The sequence below is a fragment of the Leifsonia sp. NPDC080035 genome (genome assembly GCF_040050925.1).
Lineage (GTDB): Bacteria > Actinomycetota > Actinomycetes > Actinomycetales > Microbacteriaceae > Leifsonia.
Genome location: NZ_CP157390.1, coordinates 3,948,606 through 3,969,106, shown reverse-complemented (window position 1 = coordinate 3,969,106; position 20,501 = coordinate 3,948,606). Strand labels below are relative to the sequence as shown.

The following is a 20,501-nucleotide window of genomic DNA, read 5'->3' as shown; positions in this document are numbered from 1 at the left end:
ACTAGCGCACAGCGACGGGGACGAACTCCCGGACCGGGTGCGCGAGCGTTGCAGCGCACGTGCTGAGCAACGGCTCGGAGAGCCGCTCGCCCACCTCCACCACGACCCGGCGACCGCAATGCTCCAGCACGACCGTCCAGCCGTGGGGATGCGGGTGCTCGGCGAGCACCCGGTAGGCGTCGATCCCGGTGTCTCCGGAGGCGTCGCGCGCGAATGCCTCCGCGGCCTGGGCGACAGTGCTGAGCGAGGTGCGGCCGCGCAGGTAGCGCGGGTCGACGCGCCCGTCGGCGTAGTCCGCGACGATGGCGTCCGCCTCCGCCGCGGGCACCGCGCCGTACAGCAGCCCGTGCGGGAACAGGATCATGGTGGCCGCGAACCGGTCGCCGCCGAGGTGCGAGCACTCCCAGGTCTCCTCGGGATGGCTGCGCGCCAGCGCCTCCACCACCGGCCGGCCGCGCACCGCGCAGCACTGGTCGTGCCTGGCGTGGGCGCAGACCGCGAACGCCGGCCGGTCGGACGGCGTGCCCGCGCTGCCGTCCAGCGGGAGGCCGAGGAGGTCCGCGGGATCGGACACGACGCCCCAGCGGATCGCGGCGCGGCCGGGACGCGCATCCACGAGGGCCCAGCGCCAGCGGGTCTGCGCCCGGCGCTCGTCGGCGCGCAACCGCGTGCGCCGGATCGCGAGCGGCCGGATGCCTGCCGATTCGGCGCGCGCCACGATGGCCGCACCGAGCGCCGGATCGAGGGCCGAGTCGAAGAACGCGTGCCGGCCCCACGCGCTCTCCAGCTCTACGAGCAGCCAGCGGTCGCCGCGCCCCGCGGTCCCGGGGAGCGGGTCGCCGCGCTCGCGGGCGCGGTCGCTGCACGGGAGCCAGGCAGTGCCGGGAGGGACGGTGGTCACGGCGTCGCGACCACCACGATCCCCTCGCGCAGCAGCCGCCGGGCGACGACGATGGCCGAGGACGCGTCCAGCTCCGGGAGGTCGGCGATGCGCACCGGGCTGCCGTCGAGCAGCCGGTCGACCGCGGCCGCCGCGGCGACGGGCAGGGTCGCGGTCTTCGCGGGCAGCCGGACGGCGACCGTGTCGGCGTCCACCTCCTGCACGGGGCGGAGACCCTCCCGCAGCACCAGGGCGGTGTCCGCGGTGAGATCGCCCGCCTGGGCGATCGTCGCCAGCGGGCGAACCGGCTCCGGCCGGATGTCGGAGGCCCTGCGGCGGGCGAGGCCCGCCGCCACGGTCTCCAGCACGCTCGCGCGGGTCGCCGGGTCGTCGAGGGCGGCGCGCAGTGTGGCGAGGGCGTCGTCGACGATCGGGGCCAGCGCAGCCGTGTCGTCCGGGTCGAAGCCGAGAGGGAGGGAGGCGCGCAGCGCCGCCGTGTCCGCCGCCCGCGCGACCGCAGCCCGCACGACCTCGTCGCGGGTGTACGCGGCGACGCCGATGGTCAGGTGCACCGAGACGCCGCCGAGCGCCTCCGCCGAGTGGATCCAGCCGCGCGGCAGGTAGAGCGCGTCGCCGGGCCGGAACACCTCGTCGATGGCCGGCGTCTCCTGCGCGCGGGCGGCGACCGCCGCGCGGTGGTCGCTCCACGGCTGGTCACGCAGCGGGTCCGGATGCACGGGCTCGTGGATGCGCCAGTGCTTCTCACCGGCGATCTGCAGCACGAAGACATCGTGTACGTCGTAGTGCGGATCGAAGCCGCGCGACGACGCCGGGGTGATGTAGGCGTTCACCTGGCAGGGATGCCCGAGCTCCTCGGCAAGCCGGCGCGAGAACTCCGCGATCGGCGGCCAGGTGCGGTGCAGGCCCTGCAGCACGAGGGTCGCGCCGGCACCGAACTCCGCGAGCACCTTGTCGGCGTCCAGCTGGTCGGCGATCTCCGCTCCGAATCCGCCCGGGCCGGTGAAGCGGCCGGGGGAGAGGACGTCGCCCTCCTTCGCCATGCGCACGAACGGGGTGCGCAGCGCGCGCGAGGCGACCAGTTCATCCACATCGGCGGTACTGAACAGGTCCGAGAAGTCCTGGTCGAGGGCGGCCGCGGGAGTGAAGAGCGGGCGGCGTCCCCAGTGCTCGCGGGCGAACGTCCCGGCATCGAGCGTCGTGCAGCGCGAAAGCGCGGGCCGGTCGCCCGGCCCGCGCTCGTCCGTCGCCATCAAGCGGACCCGTCGGCTCCGCCGTCGTGGCCGCCGGGGTTGGCTCCGCCGTCGGCCGGGCCCTCGCCGCCGCCTCCGGCCGAGCCGTCGGCTCCGCCGTCGTGGCCACCGGGGTTGGCTCCGCCGTCGGCCGGGCCCTCGCCGCCGCCTCCGGCCGAGCCGTCGGCTCCGCCGTCGTGGCCACCCGGATTCGCTCCGCCATCGGCGGGGCCTTCGCCACCGCCGGGCATGCTCGTGCTGATGTCGTCGTCGTCGATCGCGCCCATCTCATCTCCCTTTCGCTGCCGGATGCGCCTCACAGTACGCGCGAGCGTCACATTTCGGAACGCACTTTGACGGGCGGCGGCGCGCTTGCGAGGCTCGAATGGCCGCCAACCGTCCGCCGGCATCTCCCACCCTTCACGAGAGGCACAGCCATGTCCGACGCCACCCCACCCGTCCCCTCGCTCCCCGAGAAGCCGAAGAAGTCGAAGACCGGCTGGATCGTCGGCGTCGCCGTCGCGCTGGTCGTCGTGATCGTCGCCGTGGTGCTGGTGGCCGTGAACCTGAACGGCGCCGGTTCGTCCGAGGCTGCGGGCAAGCGCGTCACCGTCACGATCGGCACCACCGAGCAGGCGGCCCCGTACTGGCCGATCCTGAAGCAGGAGGCCGCGAAGGAGGGCATCGACATCCAGGTGGTCGGCTTCCGCGACTACACGCAGGCCAACCCCGCGCTCGCCGACGGCCAGCTCGACCTGAACTTGTTCCAGCACCTGCAGTTCCTCGCGAACTACGACGTTCAGGCCAAGCAGGATCTCGTCCCGATCGCCTCCACGCTGGTCGTCCCGCTGCCGCTGTACTCGAAGAAGTACACCTCGCTCGAGTCGATCCCGAAGGGCGCGCAGGTCGCGATCCCGAACGACCCCACCAACCAGGCGCGTGCCCTTCTCGTTCTGCAGAAGGCCGGTCTCCTGACACTGAAGGACGGCGGCAACACGCTCGCCACGCCCGCCGACATCGACGCGTCCGCATCGAAGGTCACCGTCATCGCGGTCGACGCCGCGCAGACCGCGCCCGCCCTGGACTCGGCCGCCGCCGCGATCGTGAACAACAACTTCGCGCTGACCGCCGGGCTCGACCCGAAGTCGGCCCTCTTCCAGGACGACCCGAAGTCGGCCACCGCCGAGCCGTACATCAACGCGTTCGTCGCCCGCGAGAAGGACAAGGACGACAAGACCTACCTGAAGATCGCGGAGCTGTACCACACCAAGGCGGTCGAGGACGCGGTCCTTGCCGACTCCAAGAACACCGCGGTGATCGTCGAGAAGTCGCAGTCCGACCTGATCGGCATCCTCGACGGCCTCAAGAAGACGATCGAGGCGGCGAAGTAGGCGCGTGGCACCGCACATCGAGTTCCGCGGCGTCACCAAGAGCTTCCGCTCCGGTGACGCCGCGGTCGCGGCCGTCGAGGGCGTGGACCTCAGCATCGAACGCGGCGAGATCTTCGGGATCATCGGCTACTCCGGCGCCGGCAAGAGCACGCTGCTGCGGCTGATCAACGCGCTGGAGCATCCCACCTCGGGCGCCGTCGTGGTGGACGGTCGCGACCTCACCCGGATGCGCGAGCGCGAGCTGCGAGGCGTCCGCGCCGGCATCGGCATGATCTTCCAGCAGTTCAACCTGTTCCGCTCGCGCACGGTGTTCGGCAACATCGCCTATCCGCTGAAGGTGGCCGGCTGGCCGGCGGAGAAGCGCAAGCAGCGGGTGGCGGAGCTGCTCGCGTTCGTCGGGCTGACGGACAAGGCCTGGGCGTACCCCGACCAGCTCTCCGGCGGCCAGAAGCAGCGCGTCGGCATCGCCAGGGCGCTCGCGACGAACCCGTCCATCCTGCTGGCGGACGAGGCGACCAGCGCGCTCGACCCCGAGACGACGGCCGACGTGCTCTCCCTGCTGAAGCGCGTGAACGCCGAGCTCGGCGTGACGATCGTCGTCATCACGCACGAGATGGAGGTCGTCCGCTCGATCGCCGACCGGGTCGCCGTGCTCGACGCGGGACGGGTGATCGAGACCGGCTCCGTGTTCGAGGTGTTCTCCAACCCGCAGACCCCGACCGCTCGGCGCTTCGTCGGCACCGTGCTCCGCAACCAGCCGGGCGCGGCCGACATCGAGCGGCTGCGCGGGAAGCACGCGGGCCGGATCGTGTCCGCGCGCATCCACGACGACGGCAGGCTCGGCTCCGTGCTGTCGGACGCCGTCGGCCGTCACGACGTCCGGTTCGAGATCGTCTACGGCGGCATCTCGGCGCTCCAAGGGCGGTCGTTCGGCAGCCTCACGCTGGAGCTCGTCGGCGAGCCCGCCAACGTGGATGCCCTGATCGCCGAGCTCCGCGCCGTCACCGAGGTCGAGGAGGTGGCCGCGTGACCGACTGGTCGACACTGTGGCCGGTGTACTGGACGTCCATCGGGCAGACGCTGTGGATGGTGCTGGCGACGCTGGTGCTCGGCGGCATCCTTGGCCTCGCGCTCGGCGTCCTGCTGTACACGACGCGCTCGGGCGGCCTGCTCGAGAACCGCCCGCTCTCGGCGGTGCTGAACGTGATCGTGAACTTCATCCGCCCGATCCCGTTCATCATCTTCATGACGGCGGTCGCGCCGCTCACGCAGTTCGTGCTGGGGACGTTCCTCGGCACGCCGGCGGCGATCTTCCCGATGACGATCGCGGCGACGTTCGGGCTGTCCCGGATCGTGGAGCAGAACCTCGTCACGATCGATCCCGGCGTGATCGAGGCGGCGCGGGCGATGGGGTCGAGCCCCTGGCGCATCATCGTCACGCTGCTCATCCCGGAGGCGCTCGGGCCGCTGATCCTCGGCTACACCTTCGTGTTCGTCGCGATCGTGGACCTGTCGGCCGTTGCCGGCAGCCTCGGCGGCGGAGGCCTCGGCGACTTCGCGATCTCGTACGGCTACCAGCGCTACAACTGGGTGGTGACCTGGGTCGCGGTGCTCACGATCGTGGTCCTCGTGCAGGCGGCCCAGTTCCTCGGCAACTTCCTGGCCCGCAAGGCCCTCCGCCGCTAGGGTTCACTCAGGCTGCCGAGCACAGGGAAAAGGCTGCGAATCCGCACGATTCGCGACCTTTTCCCTGTGCTCGGCGGCCTCGTGGGTCGGCGCGGCGGGTCAGGCGGAGGGACCGGCGTAGCGGCCGACCGGGCGGAGGCGCAGCGGGCGCTCCGCGTACTCGGCGATGGCGTGCACGATCCAGCCGACGGAGCGCGCGGTCGCGAAGACGACCTCCCCGGCGTCGTCGCGCATCCCGCCCGCCAGCGACAGGGCGGCCAGTGCGAGGTCGACGTTCGGCTCGGCGCCGGTGCGATCGCGCAGCACCGCAGACACCCGCTCCACGGCGTCGACCACGGGCGCGGCATCGGGATCCTCGGAGAGCATCCCGAGCAGGATGCGCGCCCGAGGATCGCCGGACGGGTACAGCGGCTGGCCGAAGCCGGGCAGCGGTCCGCGGCCGTCGACGACCGCGTCGGCGACCGCCCGCGCGGGTTCGTCCCCGCCGATGACGCGGGACAGCAGACGGTGCGCCGCTCGGCTGGCGTTGCCGTGCAGCGGCGAGTCGAGCGCGCCGAGCCCGGTGACCACGACCGCGTACGGTGTCGCCCGTGCCGACGCCGCCGCGCGCGCCGCGAGGGTGGACACGGCGAGGTCGTGATCGAGCAGCAGCACCAGCGCCGCGTTGAGCGTGCGGACGCTGCCCGCACGCGCGGGCTGCGGCGAGAGCCGCGACCACAGGGCGCTCGCGAGAGACGTCCCGGCCGGGTCCGCCGCTCCGGACGGGAGCACGGCGACCATCCCGGCGACCAGCCGTTCGGCGGCTCCGGCCACGTCGGCCGGGTCGAGGGAGGTGCGCAGCGGATCCGCAGCGGCCAGCGCCGTGACCGCGACGAGCTGGCGGTCGCGGTCCCCGGCGCCCGGCGGGAGCGCGGCCGCCGCCGCGCGGGCCGCATCCAGCCCGGCGCCGGGGGAGAACCGTGCGTCCGCCTCCCAGCGTCCGGTGAGCGCCCAGCGCGCGACCGTCTCGAACGGTTCGTCGGCGAGCTCGGTGGCGGCACGGCCGCGGTAGTAGAGCTCGCCGTCCTCGATGAGCGCGAAGTCCGTTTCGATCACCATGAGCGGCCGGCCCTCGCCATGGCGCGCGCCGGGGGCGGGGCTGCGCCGGCGTGAGGACGCGAAGCGCTCCACCTCCAGGGCGTCGAAGGTGGAGCCGTCCGCCGTCCGCTCCCGAGACAGCCGACCGCGCGCGACGTAGGCGTACAGCGTCTCGAGCTTGACACCGAGGCGCTCGGCGGTCTGCTCGGCGGTCAGCCGGGGGAGGGATTGCATATTGATCCAATCAACGTTGACGCAGGCTCGATCCACGTTGAGACTACCGTCATGGACCGCATGAACGACACCCTGATCGACGTCCCGCGCGGACTGACGAACGTCGTCGCCGCCAGCACCCGGCTCGGCGACGTGCGCGGGCACGAGGGCTTCTACCATTACCGCCAGTACTCGGCGATCGACCTCGCGACCGGGCGCACGTTCGAGGAGGCGTGGTACCTGCTGCTGTTCGGCGAGCTGCCGGACGCGGTGCAGCTGACCGCGTTCCGCGAGCGGGTCGCCGCCGCGCGCCGGATCCCGGACGCGGTGCGCGACCTGCTCCCCGCCATCGCCGGACTGGCCGGGGACGACGCCCTCGCGGGACTTCGGATGGCCCTCGCCGCCGTGTCGGCAGCGGACGGCGCCCGGCCCGTCTACGACGAGGACGAGGCGGCCCGCCTGGAGGACGCCGTGCGCGTCGCAGCCGTCTCGCCCGTGCTGCTGGCGGCGCTGCACGCGCTCGCGAACGGCGCGGACCCACGGGAACCGCGCGACGACCTCGGCCATGTCGCGAACTACCTCTACCAGCTCACCGGCGCGGTGCCGGACGCGGCGCACGAGCACGCGCTGAGCGCTTACATGACCGCGGCGATCGACCACGGCTTCAACGCCTCCACCTTCACGGCGCGGGTCATCGCCTCCACCGGCGCCGACGTCGCCTCCGCGGTCGGCGGCGCGCTCGGCGCGCTCGCGGGCCCGCTCCACGGAGGCGCGCCCAGCCGGGCGCTCGAGACGCTGGACGCGATCGGGACGCCCGAGCGCATCGACGCATGGGTGACGCGCGCCGTCACCTCCGGCGGCCGCGTCATGGGCTTCGGCCACGCCGTGTATCGCACGGAGGACCCGCGCTCACGCATGCTGCGCGAGGTCGCCGAGGGCTTCGGCGGGGAGCGCGTGGACTTCGCGGTCACCGTCGAGCGCCGGGTGCAGGAGTTGCTCGCGGAGCTGAAACCCGGCCGCGAGCTGCACACCAACGTCGAGTTCTACGCGGGTGTGGTGATGGAGCTGTGCGGGGTCGACCGCTCGATGTTCACGGCCACCTTCGCCGCGGCCCGGGTGGTCGGCTGGAGCGCGCACATCCTGGAGCAGGCCGCGGACGGCAAGATCGTGCGGCCGTCCGCGCGTTACGTTGGACCGGCGGCGCCCGTGCCGCTTCCGGCCGCCTGACTCAGACGGCGATGGCGGCGACGAGCGAGGCGGCGCCGAGAAGTGAGGCCGCGCCGCGCGCCGCGTTCGCCCGGCGCCACGGCCCCTCGAACGCGGCGAACGCCGCCGCGTCGTCTCCGGCGGCGGCGAGCCGGTTGTTCAGCGGGACGTTCACGCCGGCCGTGATCAGGAAGCCGGCGACGCCGAGCAGCGCCCCGGCGAGGGCGAGGACCGCGTCGAGGGCGGGCAGTCGGCCCAGCACGAGCACGCCGGAGGCGAGGCAGGCGAGCGCCGAGCCGAGGAAGGCGAGCATGAACGAGGAGCGCGGCGCACGCACGTTGATGCGGTTCATCGTCGCGGCCGACGCGGCGGACGCGTCGCGCGAACGGGCGAGTGCCGGCATCACCATGGCACTGAATCCGAGGTAGACGCCGCCGGCCGCGGCGGTCGTCAGGGCGGCGATGGCGATCACGATGGTCGTCGCTGTCTGCATGGCGTGAGCGTATCGTTTCGGGCAGAAGACCGCAGGGAGGACTCGTGACCGCTGCCACCGATCTGCTGACGGACGCCTTCGGGCGCATCGCCGCGACCGTCCGGCACACCGTGCGCGGGCTGGGCGCCGAGACGCTCGCCGCCCGACTGGACCCGGACGCCAACTCCATCGCCTGGCTCGTCTGGCACCTGACCCGTATCCAGGACGACCACGTCTCCGACGTCGCCGGCCGCGAGCAGGCGTGGACCGAGGAGGGCTGGGCGGACCGCTTCGGCCTGCCGTTCGACACCGCCGACACGGGCTACGGGCACGACTCCTCCGACGTGGCCGCGCTCGCCGCGGTGAGCGCCGGCGATCTGGCCGGATACCACGCCGCGGTGCACGCGCGAACCGCGGAGTTCCTCGCCGGCCTGACCGACGACGGCCTCGCTCGCGTCGTCGACCGGTCCTGGGACCCGCCCGTGACCCTCGCGGTGCGGCTGGTCAGCGTGATCTCGGACGACCTGCAGCACATCGGGCAGGCCGCATACGTGCGCGGCGTGCTGGAGCGGAGGTGAGCGGGATGCGCGGAGCGGTGCGGCACGTCGAGTGGCGCGGCGACGAAGACCCCGAACGGCTGGAGGCGGCCGTCGTCACGCTCGCGCCCGACCGGCTCGACGCGCTCGGGACGTCGCGGACCACCGACTACGTCACGAGCTGGGCGCTCGAGACGGGGGCGGACTGGGTGACGTCGCGTCTCTCCGTATCGGTCGCCGGCCGCGGCTTCACCCGCTGGCTCGTGCTCGAGCGGGACGGCCACGGCCGCTGGACGACCGAGACGTACGCGCACGGGGAGGCCGACTACCACGGCGAGCGGATGCCGGATCCGGGAGCCGCGCATCCCGCGTCGCTGGACGACGCGCTCGACTGCGACCTCGCCCTCTGCCCGGTGACCAACACGATGCCGATCCTGCGGCTGGACGCCCGCAGCGGGCTGCCGGAGACCGAGCTGACGATGGCGTGGGTGGACCTGCCGTCGCTCGCGGTCACCGCCAGCAGGCAGGCCTACAGCGCAGCCGATCCGTTCGATCCCGCCTCCGGACGCAGCGTCGTGCGCTACCGGAGCGTCGGGTCCGGCTTCGCCGCCGACCTGACGGTGGACGAGGACGGCCTGGTCGTCGACTACCCGCGACTCGCCCGCCGCATCCACCCGCGCTGAGGCGTCCGCCTGCCGCCGCCCAGGCTCACGGGGCGGTGCGCCCCGGACGCGCGGAATACGGCGCGCGGACTACGGCGTGGGGGCGAGGGCGTCGTAGCGACGGAAGGCGCCCTGCACGCGCACGATCGTCGCGACGAGCACCACGATCACGAGGCCGCCGAGCAGCGGCGGGAACCAGAGCGCGCCGGTGAGGGCGAGCAGACCCACGTAGAGGTCGCCGAGCCGCGGACCGCCGGTGACGACCACGGTGAAGACGCCCTGCAACCGTCCGCGCATCACGTCGGGGGCGGAGGCCTGCAGGATCGTCATCCGGAAGATCGAGCTGACGTTGTCCGCCGCTCCGGACGCCGCGAGCAGCAGCGTGGCGAGGATGAGCGCGGGCAGGTTCGCCTGGGCGATGGAGGTGCCGCCGCCGGTCGTGCCGGTGGACGCGACGACGGCGAGCACGATCCCGAAGCCGAGGATCGCGGCGCCGTAGACGATGATCGCCCGCTCGACGGCGCGGCCCTGCCAGCGCACGTGGCCGAGGCGCCCGGAGAAGACGCTGGAGAGCAGCGTCCCGACGGCGCCGGCCGCGGTCAGGATGCCGACGGTGACCGGGCCGCCGCCGATCAGCAGCGCGCCGACCGCGGGGAACAGCGCGCGCGGCTGACCGAAGGTCATGGCGATCACGTCGAGCACGAAGGTCATGCTGAGGTTCGGCGCCGTGCGCAGGAAGCGCAGACCCTCCAGCACCGAGGAGAGCCCGGCGCTCTGCCGCTCGCCCTCCGGCACGATCGAGGGCAGCGTGAAGATGCCGAGGAAAGCGGCGGTGAAGAGCAGGACGTCGATCGTGTACGTCCACGGGATACCGACGCTGGCGACCAGGAGGCCGGCGAGCGCGGGCCCGACGGTGACCATCACGCCCATCCCGATGCCGCCGAGCGCGCTCGCCGCCGGCAGCAGGCGGGCCGGGAGCAGCCGCGGGGTGATCGCCTGTCGGGTGCCGCCGATCATCACGGTGGCGACCGCGTTGATCGTCGTCAGCACGTAGAGCGGCCAGACCACCTGCACGTCGAACCAGGCGAACAGCGCGATCCCTGCGGTGGAGACCCAGGCGACGATCGCCGTGACGAGCGCGACCGTCCTGCGGTCGAACGCGTCGGCGAGCACACCGCCGTACAGGCCGAACACGATCATCGGCGCGAGCGCGAACAGCGCGACGAAGGAGACGGCGAGCGTGGAGTGCGTCAGGTCGTAGATGTGCAGCCCGACCGCGACCACGGTCATCTGGCCGCCGATGCCGGAGATCGCGCCGCCGAGCCAGAGCCGCGCGAACGCGGGGGACTCCCTCAGCGGGCTGAGGTCGACGAAGTGGCGCCGGCGCGCCAGCGTCGTATCGTCGGGCTCCTTGGTGTCCGGCGTCTGCTCGGGACTCAGAAGCGGGGCTTCTTGCTGAGCGCGACCGCGGCGGTGGAGAACACGACGCCGGCGAGCATGAGCGTGACGGTCAGCGACTGCAGCAGCACCTGCCAGAACGGCTGGAACGGGGTGACGGACACCCAGAGCCAGAGGATGGCGCCGATCAGCGTGATCACGTAGCTGAAGGTGCGGCGCGCGTAGATCGCGTTGAGGCTCACGACCGTGCCGGCGACGACCATCTGGAAGAACGGCAGCGCGGAGCCGGGGTTGCCGCTCCACGTGGCGACGAGGCTCCAGATGCCGAGCACGATCGTGACCAGCACCACGACGGTGGCGATCAGGTTGCCGAGCGCCGTCGGAAGGGTGGCGCTGAGGCTGCGGACGAGGCCGCCGTTCTCGTCGTCGACGACGGTCTGATCGGCTGCGGTCGTGTTCTCTGCGGTCAGGTGCGTGCTCACGACGACGATCCTACCGCCGCCGCGCCCGCTCCCGCGAACCTCCAACGGCGGCCGCGAACGGGGCGGGGCTACGGTGGGGGCATGCCCGCATCCCGCCGCCGCCCGCCGCTCCCGCGCCGCATCGCCCGCATCGACGAGGCCGTCGCCCGTCGCATCAACGCCCGCCGTACCGGCCCGGCAGCGGACGCGTTCTGGCGGCTGTTCACCGGCGCCGCGGACCACGGCAAGCTCTGGTTCGCCGCCGCCGGGGTCCTGGTCGCCCTCGGCAAGCCGAAGGCCGCGGCCCGCGGGCTCGCCTCGCTTGGCCTCGCCAGCCTGGTCGCGAACGTCGTCGGGAAGCGGCTGCTGGGCGGTCAGCGCCCTGCGCTCACCTCCATCCCTGTCTCGCGCCGGCTGGATCGCTCGCCGACCTCGCCGTCGTTCCCCTCCGGCCACACGGCCAGCGCGGTCGCCTTCACCACCGGCGTCGCGCTCGGCTCCCCGGCCGCGGGGGCAGCGCTCGCGCCGCTCGCGGCGGGCGTCGGCTACTCGCGGCTGCACACCGGTGCGCACTGGTTCTCCGACGTCGTCGGCGGCGCCGCGATCGGCGCGGGGGCGGCGCTCGCGATCAAGGCGGTCACCTCCGCACGGCCGCTCGTGCCGACCCCGGCGCCGACGGCGGGGACGGTCGACCTGCCCGTGCTCGCCGACGGCGCCGGGCTGTTCATCCTGGTGAACCCCGGGTCGGGCAAGGGCCTCGGTCGGCCGGACCCGGCGCCGCTGCTCGCGAAGCGGCTCCCGGCGGCCGACGTCCACGTGCTCCAGGACGGCGACGACATCGCGGCGCTCATCCGCGACCGCCTCGCCGCAGCCACCCCGCCCGCCGCGCTCGGCATCGTGGGAGGCGACGGATCGGTCGGCGCCGTCGCGCACGAGGCGCGCCTCGCCGACCTCCCGCTCCTCGTGCTGCCCGGCGGCACCTTCAACCACTTCGCGAAGGCCGCCGGGCTGGAGACGTTCGACACCGCCCTCGATGCCTTCGCCGCCGGGACGGGCCGCGCGGTGGACGCCGCCGAGCTGGCCTTCCCGACGGGCGAGCGGCGGACGGTGCTGAACACCGCATCCATCGGCGTCTATCCCGCGTTCGTCGCCGAGCGCGAGCGCCACGAGGGCCGCTGGGGCAAGCCGCTCGCCGCGCTGATCGCCGCGGTGCGGGTGCTGCGGCGCAGCGAGCCGTTCGAGGTGGAGGTGGACGGCCGGGCGCGCACGATCTGGTCGGTGTTCGTCGGCGTCGACCGGTACTACCCGGTCACCGTCGCGCCCATCGAGCGCCGCAGGCTCGACGACGGCCTGCTGGATGTGCGCATCCTGGAGGCGGGCGGAAAGCCGAAGACGCGCGGTGCCGTTGCGCTCGCGTTCGGCGGACGCGCCGACACGCTCGTCGCTCGGCTGCCGTTCCTGCAGGGGCCGCCCGTCATCGACGGCTTCACCGCGCAGGAGCTGACCATCGCCTCCCGCGGAGAGGACCCCGGCTACGCCCACGACGGCGAGGCGGCCACCGACACCCCGGGCGAACGGCTCCGGCTCACACTGCTCCCCGGCGCCCTCCGCGTCTACGCCCCATAGCGCGGCAGCGGCCGGCTCAGCCCTCGCGCACCACCTGGTCGACGCGCTTGTCCGGGCGCAGGCCGCGCCACGACGGCTGCCGGAGGCGGTCGGTCCCGGTCCACTCGGCGAACTCGACCTCGCCGACGTACTCGGGCCGCACCCAGTGCGCGCCGCGCGCGTCGGCGGAGGGCACGCCATCGAGGGGGGACGTCTTCCGCTCGTGCGCGCCGAGCTTCGCGGTCAGGTCGTCCAACATTGTGTCCGTGAAGCCCGTGCCCACCTTGCCGACGTAGCGCAGGCCGTCGCCGTCCGGGATGCCGAGCAGCAGCGCGCCGATCGTGTTCGCCCTGCGCCCGTTGCCCGGCGTCCAGCCGCCGATCACGACCTCCTGGGTGCGGTGGTGCTTGATCTTGATCCAGCTGCGCGAGCGCCGCCCGGTCGAGTATGTGCTGTCCCGCAGCTTCGCGACGACGCCCTCGAGCCCCAGCTCCTTGCTCGAGGCGACGGCGTGCGCCAGGTCGCCGTCGAACGCCGGCGGCACCTGCACCGGATCGCTCTTCGGCGGCCGGACCGCCTCCCGCAGCGCCATGCGCCTGTCGTCGTACGGCTGCTTCCGTAGGTCGTCGCCGTCGCGCTCCAGGATGTCGAAGACCATGTAGTGCGCGGGCGCGCGCTTCGCGGCGGCCTCCACCTCGGCGGGCCTGGTGAGGCCCATCCTGGTCTGCAGCAGCCCGAAGTCGGGTCGGCCCTGCCGGGTCAACGTGACGATCTCGCCGTCGAGCACGAGGTCGTGGCCGTCGGCGATGTCGACCAGCCCGCCGAGGTCCGGGTAGGTGCGGGTCACGTCGTTGCCGTTGCGCGTCGTCAGCCGCAGCACGCCGCCGCGGATCTCGGCGATCGCGCGGATCCCGTCCCACTTCATCTCGAACGCCCAGTCGTCCTCATCGTGGATCTCGCCCGGCGAGCCGAGGGTGGCGAGCATGGGGGAGACCGGCTTGCCGGTGATGGGCTCTCCGGCCGGCGTGCCGCCGGTGGCCGCGGTCTTCCGGCCGGCCGGTGCCGCGTCCTTCTTCCTGCCCCGGGACCCGGTGTTCGCCGGCGGGGTCGCCGCATCCTTCATCAGGTGGATCAGCCAGTTCTTCTCGTCGCCGCCCTGCTTCGTCGCGATCAGCGCGAACTTCCGCGGCTCGCCGCCGAGGCCGCCGTCGGGCTGGCCGTGCAGCGTCGCGATCACCTCGTCGTCCCGCCACTTCTCCAGCTCGTACTCGCCGTGGTCCCAGATGTCGACGTGACCGGCGCCGTACTCGCCGTGCGGGATGTCGCCCGCGAACGTCCCGTACTCCAGCGGGTGGTCCTCCACATGCACGGCGAGGTGGTTCTGCTTCGGGTCGGTCGGCGGTCCCTTCGGCAGCGCCCAGCTCACCAGCACGCCGTCGTGCTGCAGCCGGAAGTCCCAGTGCAGGCGCCGGGCGTGGTGCTCCTGGATGACGAACGAGCGTCCGTCCGCCGCGTCCGGGCTCACCTCGAGCGGCACCGGCTCCGGCGTCTTCTCCGCGTCGCGCATCGACCGGTAGGTGGTCAGCCGGTCGCCGCCGGCCGCCGCTCCCACGGAACCCGCGGCGCTCGCGGACCCCGCCGACAGGTCCGCGAGCGGGTCACCCCGCCGCTTCACCCGCTGCAGCACCTCGGTGTAGTCGAGGTGGCGCAGGTCCTTCGAGGCGAGCTCACGCCAGGTCCGCGGCGCGGCGACGGTCGGGTGGAAGCGACCGCGCAGCGAGTAGGGGGCGATCGTGGTCTTCGCTCCGTTGTTCTGGCTCCAGTCGACGAGCACCTTGCCCACGCGCAGCGTCTTCTTCATGTCGCTGACCACGAGGTCGGGGTGGTCGGCCTCCAGCGCCCGCGCCAGCTCGTGCGCGACGGCGGACACCTGGTCGCTGGTCTGCGAGCCGTCGAGCGCGGCGTACAGGTGGATGCCCTTCGACCCGCTCGTGACCGGCATCGGGTCGAGCCCCATGTCGTCCAGGATGGCCTTCGCCCAGCGGGCGACCTCGGCGCAGTCGGCGAGCGTCACCCCATCGCCGGGGTCGAGGTCCAGCACCAGCCGGTCCGGGTTGCGGCGCTCGCCGCCCTTCCCGACGCGCCACTGCGGCACGTGGATCTCCAGCGACGCGATCTGCGCCAGCCAGATCAGGGTCGCCTCGTCGTTGACGAGCGGGTAGCTGTTGGTGCTCGTCTTGTGCGTGACCGTGCTCTGGACGACCCAGTCCGGGGTGGACGCAGGGTCGAGGTTCTTCTGGAAGAACACCTGCCCGGGATGTTCGGGGGTGCCGACGCCGTGCACCCACCGTTTGCGGGTCGCGATCCGGTCGCGCACGTGCGGGATCATCACGTCGGCGATCGCGCTGTAGTAGGCGATCACGTCCGCCTTCGTCGTGCCGGTCTCCGGATACAGCACCTTGTCGAGGTTGGTCAGCCTCAGCCGGTGCCCCCCGATCGAGACCGTCTCGGTGTCCTCAGCAGCCATGCGAGTACCGTACGCCAGGGACCTCGTGCACGATCACCTGTTGATAAACATGCATTCCGCGGACACGATGGTGCCATGAGGGCCATTTGGACGGGTGCGATCACCTTCGGTCTGGTCAACGTGCCGGTGAAGGTCTACAGCGCCACGGAGGACCACGACGTCGCGCTGCACCAGGTGCACGACGCGGACGGCGGGCGGATCCGCTACAAGCGCGTGTGCGAGATCGACGGCAAGACCATCCCGTACGAGCACATCGCGAAGGCGTACGACGACGGCGAGCGGACGGTCATCCTGACCCCGGAGGATCTGGAGTCGCTGCCGGCCGAGCGCAGCCGGGAGATCGACGTGGTGGAGTTCGTGCCGAACGACCAGCTCGACCCGCTGATGTTCGACCGCAGCTACTACCTGGAGCCGGACTCCAAGTCGCTGAAGGCGTACGCGCTGCTGCGCAAGACGCTGGAGGACGAGGACCGCACCGCCATCGTGAACTTCGCCCTGCGCCAGAAGACACGCCTCGGCGCGCTCCGGGTGCGCGGCAACGTGCTGGTGCTGCAGACGATGCTCTGGCACGACGAGATCCGCGAGGCCGACTTCCCATCGCTCGAGTCCAGCCCGCGCATCACCGACCGCGAATTGTCGCTCTCCGCCGCGCTCATGGAGAGCTTCGCCGGCGACTTCGAGCCGGAGAAGTTCTCCGACGAGTACCAGGAGGAGCTGCGCAAGCTGATCGACGCCAAGCTCGAGCAGGGCGAGAGCGTGGACACGGCGGCGACCTTCGGCGAGGAGGAGACCGAGAAGAAGGGCGGCGGCGAGGTCATCGACCTGATGGAGGCGCTGCAGCGCAGCGTGGAGCGCAGCCGCTCGGGCAAGGAGAGCGGCACGGGCGGCGCCACGAAGGCGAGTGCCTCGAAGACCGGCGCCGCGAAGAGCACTGCGAAGAAGTCCACCGCCAGGAAGGCCACGGCCAAGACGACCGCCGAGAAGGCGCCCGCGAAGAAGGCCAAGAAGCCCGCGTGACCCGGCTGCGACGAAGCGACCCCTCCGGTCCGGGATACGCGCGCCGGTCGACGGCGAAGGGGCCCGTGTACGAGGACGAGGCCGGTAACCCGATCGTCGACGAGCGCGAGCTGGAGCGCATCCGCTCGCTGGTCATCCCGCCGGCCTGGCAGGACGTGTGGATCTCGCCGGACGCGCGCGGTCACATCCAGGCGGTCGGCACGGACGGCGCGGGAAGGCGGCAGTACCTCTACCACGAGTCCTGGCGCATCCATCAGGACCGCATCAAGTTCGAGCGCGCGTCCCAGCTGGCGGAGACGCTCCCTGCGGCCCGGCGCAAGGTGACGATGGACTTGCGCTCGGAGGGGTTCGGGCGCGACCGCATCCTGGCCGCCGCCTTCCGGGTGATCGACCTGGGATCGCTGCGGATCGGCAGCGAGGAGTACCTGCACGCCAACGGCAGCCGCGGGCTGACCACGCTGCTGTGCCGGCACGCCCAGATCGACGGGGACGCGGTCACGCTCACCTTCCCGGCGAAGTCCGCGCAGAAGTGGGCGAGCACCATCGAGGACGAGGACCTGGCGGCGCTGCTCGGCGAGATCGTCGCGCTGCGCGGCGCGCGGTCGCGGCTGTTCTCCTGGAAGGAGGGCACCTGGCACTCCATCCGGCCCGCGTCGCTCAACGAGTACATCCGCCGGCAGAGCGGCGGCGAGTTCACGGCGAAGGACTTCCGGACGCTGCACGGCACCATCGTGGCCGCGAAGGCGCTGGCCGAGCTCGGCACGGCGGACACCGAGGCCAAGCGCAAGAAGCGGGTGAGCGCCGCAGTCGACGAGGCGGCTCAGGCCCTCGGGAACACGCCGGCGATCGCGCGCAACAGCTACATCGACCCGCGCGTCTTCGACCGCTACCGCCAGGGCGAGGTCATCGACACCAGCGGCGGCCGCGCCCCCGAGCCCGCCCTCCTCGAGCTCCTCGCCACCTCCTGACGCCGCCGAGCACAGGGAAAAGGTCGCGAATCGAGCGGATCCGCGACCTTTTCCCTGTGCTCGGCGGCCGGCCGGCGCGGGGCCGGTCAGCCCTTGGCGGACGAGGAGAGCGGGGCGGCGATGTCCTCGAGCGACTTGCGTTCGGCGTCCACTCCGAGGAACAGCTCCACCAGGCCCGCCGCGATCATCAGCCCCGCCCCGATGTAGTAGCCGATGGCGACCGCCTGGATGCCGCCGCCGATCAGCTGGCCGAACAGGATCGGCCCGATGATGCCACCGAGGCCGGTGCCCACCGCGTAGAAGAACGCGATCGCCATCGCCCTGGTCTCCATCGGGAAGATCTCGCTCACCGTCAGGTACGCGCTGCTCGCGCCGGCCGACGCGAGGAAGAACACGACCATCCAGCACGCGGTCAGCCAGAACGCGTCGAGCGCTCCCGAACCGAACAGGATGGCCGTTCCGACCAGCAGCACGCCGGAGCCCACGTAGGACAGCGTGATCATGAACCGGCGACCGATGGCGTCGAAGAGGTGACCGAGCACGAGCGGCCCGAGGAAGTTGCCGATCGCGATGGGTACAAGCGACCAGGGGGCGACGTCGTCAGGCACGCCGAGCAGCTTCGTCAGCACGAGGGCGTAGGTGAAGAACACAGCGTTGTAGAGGAACGCCTGGCCGATGAACAGCGACAGGCCGAGCACGAACCGCTTCGGATACTGCGTGACGGCCACCCGCACGATCTCGCCGAAGCCGGTCGTGCGGCGCTGGTGGATCTCGATGGCGCGGTCGTCGCCGACCGTCTCCAGCGGCGCGCCCTTCTCCTCCTCGATGCCGTGCTCGATCTCGTCGACCACCTTCTCGGCATCCTCGTCGCGACCGTGGATGAACATCCAGCGCGGCGACTCCGGCACGTTCTTGCGCACCAGCAGGATGACGAGCCCGAGCACGGCGCCCAGGCCGAAGGCGATGCGCCAGCCGATGTCGGCCGGGAAGATCGCCGTGTTGAGCAGGAAGACGGTGAGCACCGCGCCGAACGCCGTGCCCAGCCAGTAGGAGCCGTTGATCGCGAGGTCGACGACGCCGCGGCGCCGGGCAGGGATGAGCTCGTCGATCGCCGAATTGATCGCGGCGTATTCGCCGCCGATCCCGGCGCCGGTGAAGAAGCGGAACACGAAGAACATCCACGGCGCGACCGAGAACGCGGTGAGCACCGTCGCGAGCAGGTAGAGGCCGAGCGTGATGATGAACAGCTTCTTCCGCCCGAACCGGTCGGTCAGGTAGCCGAACACCAGCGACCCCGTGCACGCTCCGGCGACGTAGATCGCCGCGGCGAGCCCGACCTCGCCGGTGGTCAGCCCGAGCCCCGAGTCCGGCTCGGTCAGCCGGCTGCCGATCGCGCCGACGATGGTCACCTCGAGCCCGTCGAGGATCCACACCGTGCCGAGCCCGATCACGACGAGCCAGTGGAAGCGCGACCACGGCAGTCGGTCCATTCGCGCCGGGATGCGGGTCTTGATCGTCTTGAGTTCCCTGGGCGCTCCGGTCTTGTTGGACATCGCCCGGGAATCGGATGCATGTGTGCTCACGGTTGGAACGGTACGAGATGTGCTCCTGACCAGGCAGGGCCTTGACAGCGCGGAGGCCGGGGAGGTAGGCGCCGACACGCTTAGCGAGCCCTCCGGCGGCTGTCAACCCCTTGTTGGGGGAGAGTGCAATCTGCCTACTCTGAGATCGGAATCGAGGCAGAAGTACTGCTGTACCAGACGCAAGGGATGACACGATGACAGTGCTCGAAGTGACGAATGATCCGGTGCGCGACTACCTCAATTCGATCGGGCGGACGCGGCTGCTGACCGCCGATGAAGAGGTCGCGCTCGCGAAGCGGATCGAAGTGGGTGTGCTGGCCGGGGAGCGTCTGGCGACGCGTCCGGGGCTGACCCCGATGGAGAAGCGGGAGCTCCGCTACCTGGAGGAGGACGGCAAGCGCGCGTTCGAGCGCTTCATCGAGGCGAACCTGCGCCTCGTCGTCAGCATCGCCAAGCGCTACGCCGGACGCGGACTCGCGGTGATGGACCTGATCCAGGAGGGCAACCTCGGCCTGGTGCGCGCCGTCGAGAAGTTCGACTACCGCACCGGCAACAAGTTCTCCACGTACGCCACCTGGTGGATCCGCCAGTCCATCCTGCGCGGCATCGCGGACACCGCCCGCCTGATCCGCATCCCGGTGCACACCGTGGAGAAGATCGACAAGTTGGACCGCATCCGCCGCGACCTGGGCGGAGAGCTGGGCCGCACGCCCACCCTGGAGGAGATGGCGGAGGCCGCCAACCTCACCCCGGCCGAGGTGCACAAGCTGCAGATGAGCGACTCGGAGACGGTGTCGCTGGCCGTGCCCGTCGGCGAGAACGAGGGCGCCGAGCTCGGCGACCTGATCGAGGACGGCGACGCCCCCGGTCCGTCGGAGTCCGTCGAGGTGGAGTTCCGCCACCGCGACCTGGAGGAGCGCCTGCGCGAGCTGCCGCCCCGCGACGCCAAGGTGGTCAGGATGCGCTTCGGCCTGGACGGTCAGAAGCCGATGACGCTCGACGAGGTCGGCGAGGTCTACGGCATCACGCGCGAGCGCGTCCGCCAGCTGGAGACCCGCAGCCTCAAGCGCCTGCGCTCGCCGGAACTCCTCGAGTACTTGCGCTGAGCGCGCCTGAGAACATGGAGAACGTCGTCGGTCCGCGCGGATCGACGACGTTCTTCGTGTGCGCGGCGGCCGCGAGGCGGCCCGCCCGGTCAGCGCCCGGGAGGGGCGTCCGCGTCGACCTCGTCGGCGCCGAGCGCGCCGATCTCCTCGGTCAGCTGCAGGCCCTGCGCGCTGTTCGAGGAGAGCGTCAGCTGCTCCAGCCAGCTCTTGTTGATCTTCGGCATCCGGCCGCCGCTGTAGCGGAACAGCAGCGGGATCGCGGGATCGATCCAGATCGCGCTGCGGCCGTCGCCGACGCCCTGCTCGTCGCGCCAGGAGAAGAAGAAGCCCTCCTTGCGCCGCAGCTTCAAGCCGACCACGATCTGCAGGTGCGCGAGAACGCGATCCTCGAATCCGATCTCGGTCGTCCCGCCGTACACAAGCTTGCCCATGTCGAAACCGTACCCGACGCGATCCAAAAACT

General features: G+C 72.0%; 20 protein-coding genes. 10 read left to right on the top strand and 10 right to left on the bottom strand.

The genetic code is table 11. The annotated features are described in order from the left end of the window. Position 1: 1 nt before the first annotated feature. Genes AAME72_RS19230 through AAME72_RS19220 form a run of 3 tightly spaced genes read right to left on the bottom strand, consistent with a single transcriptional unit; the run spans position 2 to position 2,417 of the window. Positions 2 to 901 carry a sucrase ferredoxin gene (locus AAME72_RS19230; protein ID WP_348788126.1) on the bottom strand — a complete coding sequence of 300 codons (900 nt, stop codon included), beginning with the start codon at positions 899 to 901 and terminating at the stop codon, positions 2 to 4. Continuing rightward, a complete protein-coding gene (locus tag AAME72_RS19225; protein WP_348788125.1) occupies positions 898 to 2,151 on the bottom strand; it encodes a cupin domain-containing protein in 1,254 nt (417 codons plus the stop codon). Before AAME72_RS19225 ends, AAME72_RS19230 begins: the two co-directional genes overlap by 4 nt. Beyond that, the gene (locus AAME72_RS19220; protein WP_348788124.1) at positions 2,151 to 2,417 is read right to left on the bottom strand and encodes a hypothetical protein; all 267 of its coding nucleotides are present in this window, start codon (positions 2,415 to 2,417) and stop codon (positions 2,151 to 2,153) included. Before AAME72_RS19220 ends, AAME72_RS19225 begins: the two co-directional genes overlap by 1 nt. Positions 2,418 to 2,567: 150 nt before the next feature. Here AAME72_RS19220 and AAME72_RS19215 point away from each other — a divergent pair, with 150 nt between their 5' ends. The 3 genes from AAME72_RS19215 to AAME72_RS19205 are packed head-to-tail and all read left to right on the top strand — an operon-like array spanning position 2,568 to position 5,207. Beyond that, positions 2,568 to 3,521 carry a MetQ/NlpA family ABC transporter substrate-binding protein gene (locus tag AAME72_RS19215; RefSeq protein WP_348788123.1) on the top strand — a complete coding sequence of 318 codons (954 nt, stop codon included), beginning with the start codon at positions 2,568 to 2,570 and terminating at the stop codon, positions 3,519 to 3,521. A gap of 4 nt (positions 3,522 to 3,525) precedes the next feature. Further along, positions 3,526 to 4,551: a methionine ABC transporter ATP-binding protein gene (locus AAME72_RS19210; protein WP_348788122.1), complete on the top strand. Its 1,026-nt coding sequence runs from the start codon at positions 3,526 to 3,528 to the stop codon at positions 4,549 to 4,551. Continuing rightward, positions 4,548 to 5,207, top strand: a complete 660-nt coding sequence (locus AAME72_RS19205) for a methionine ABC transporter permease (protein WP_348788121.1) — start codon at positions 4,548 to 4,550, stop codon at positions 5,205 to 5,207. The genes AAME72_RS19210 and AAME72_RS19205 overlap by 4 nt, the downstream gene beginning before the upstream one ends. Positions 5,208 to 5,306: 99 nt before the next feature. Here AAME72_RS19205 and AAME72_RS19200 read toward each other — a convergent pair whose 3' ends face one another. Beyond that, a complete protein-coding gene (locus AAME72_RS19200) occupies positions 5,307 to 6,518 on the bottom strand; it encodes a citrate synthase (RefSeq protein ID WP_348788120.1) in 1,212 nt (403 codons plus the stop codon). Positions 6,519 to 6,569: 51 nt separating this feature from the next. On the opposite strand from AAME72_RS19200, the gene AAME72_RS19195 reads away from it, so the two are divergent. Further along, positions 6,570 to 7,724, top strand: a complete 1,155-nt coding sequence (locus tag AAME72_RS19195; protein ID WP_348788119.1) for a citrate/2-methylcitrate synthase — start codon at positions 6,570 to 6,572, stop codon at positions 7,722 to 7,724. Position 7,725: 1 nt separating this feature from the next. On the opposite strand, the gene AAME72_RS19190 is transcribed toward AAME72_RS19195, so the two are convergent. Beyond that, complete coding sequence (locus tag AAME72_RS19190) at positions 7,726 to 8,196, bottom strand: anthrone oxygenase family protein (protein WP_348788118.1); 471 nt, start codon at positions 8,194 to 8,196, stop codon at positions 7,726 to 7,728. Positions 8,197 to 8,240: 44 nt separating this feature from the next. Between AAME72_RS19190 and AAME72_RS19185 the strand changes: the two genes are divergently transcribed. Continuing rightward, positions 8,241 to 8,753, top strand: coding sequence for a DUF664 domain-containing protein (locus AAME72_RS19185; protein WP_348788117.1), 513 nt, complete (start codon positions 8,241 to 8,243; stop codon positions 8,751 to 8,753). A 5-nt stretch (positions 8,754 to 8,758) separates the two neighbouring features. Then, positions 8,759 to 9,394 carry a putative glycolipid-binding domain-containing protein gene (locus AAME72_RS19180; protein ID WP_348788116.1) on the top strand — a complete coding sequence of 212 codons (636 nt, stop codon included), beginning with the start codon at positions 8,759 to 8,761 and terminating at the stop codon, positions 9,392 to 9,394. 69 nt (positions 9,395 to 9,463) lie between these two features. Here AAME72_RS19180 and AAME72_RS19175 read toward each other — a convergent pair whose 3' ends face one another. Both AAME72_RS19175 and AAME72_RS19170 read right to left on the bottom strand, forming a co-directional pair. Continuing rightward, positions 9,464 to 10,765 (bottom strand): MFS transporter, encoded by a 1,302-nt coding sequence (locus AAME72_RS19175; protein ID WP_348790177.1) that lies wholly within the window; start codon positions 10,763 to 10,765, stop codon positions 9,464 to 9,466. 44 nt (positions 10,766 to 10,809) lie between these two features. Next, positions 10,810 to 11,253 (bottom strand): hypothetical protein, encoded by a 444-nt coding sequence (locus AAME72_RS19170; protein WP_348788115.1) that lies wholly within the window; start codon positions 11,251 to 11,253, stop codon positions 10,810 to 10,812. An 81-nt stretch (positions 11,254 to 11,334) separates the two neighbouring features. On the opposite strand from AAME72_RS19170, the gene AAME72_RS19165 reads away from it, so the two are divergent. After that, positions 11,335 to 12,858, top strand: a complete 1,524-nt coding sequence (locus AAME72_RS19165) for a phosphatase PAP2 family protein (protein WP_348788114.1) — start codon at positions 11,335 to 11,337, stop codon at positions 12,856 to 12,858. Between the two features lie 16 nt (positions 12,859 to 12,874). Here the strand turns inward: AAME72_RS19165 and AAME72_RS19160 are convergent, their stop codons facing one another. Beyond that, positions 12,875 to 15,364, bottom strand: a complete 2,490-nt coding sequence (locus tag AAME72_RS19160) for an ATP-dependent DNA ligase (protein ID WP_348788113.1) — start codon at positions 15,362 to 15,364, stop codon at positions 12,875 to 12,877. Positions 15,365 to 15,439: 75 nt separating this feature from the next. Between AAME72_RS19160 and AAME72_RS19155 the strand changes: the two genes are divergently transcribed. Then, positions 15,440 to 16,381, top strand: a complete 942-nt coding sequence (locus AAME72_RS19155; RefSeq protein ID WP_348788112.1) for a Ku protein — start codon at positions 15,440 to 15,442, stop codon at positions 16,379 to 16,381. Beyond that, a complete protein-coding gene (locus tag AAME72_RS19150; protein WP_348788111.1) occupies positions 16,378 to 17,349 on the top strand; it encodes a DNA topoisomerase IB in 972 nt (323 codons plus the stop codon). Before AAME72_RS19155 ends, AAME72_RS19150 begins: the two co-directional genes overlap by 4 nt. Before the next feature lie 86 nt (positions 17,350 to 17,435). Here the strand turns inward: AAME72_RS19150 and AAME72_RS19145 are convergent, their stop codons facing one another. After that, entirely contained in the window at positions 17,436 to 18,839 is a 1,404-nt protein-coding gene (locus AAME72_RS19145) for an MFS transporter (protein WP_348790176.1), read from the bottom strand. A 287-nt stretch (positions 18,840 to 19,126) separates the two neighbouring features. Between AAME72_RS19145 and AAME72_RS19140 the strand changes: the two genes are divergently transcribed. Beyond that, the gene (locus AAME72_RS19140; RefSeq protein ID WP_314146350.1) at positions 19,127 to 20,038 is read left to right on the top strand and encodes a sigma-70 family RNA polymerase sigma factor; all 912 of its coding nucleotides are present in this window, start codon (positions 19,127 to 19,129) and stop codon (positions 20,036 to 20,038) included. Between the two features lie 89 nt (positions 20,039 to 20,127). On the opposite strand, the gene AAME72_RS19135 is transcribed toward AAME72_RS19140, so the two are convergent. After that, complete coding sequence (locus tag AAME72_RS19135) at positions 20,128 to 20,469, bottom strand: ATP-dependent DNA ligase (protein WP_348788110.1); 342 nt, start codon at positions 20,467 to 20,469, stop codon at positions 20,128 to 20,130. Positions 20,470 to 20,501 lie beyond the last annotated feature (32 nt).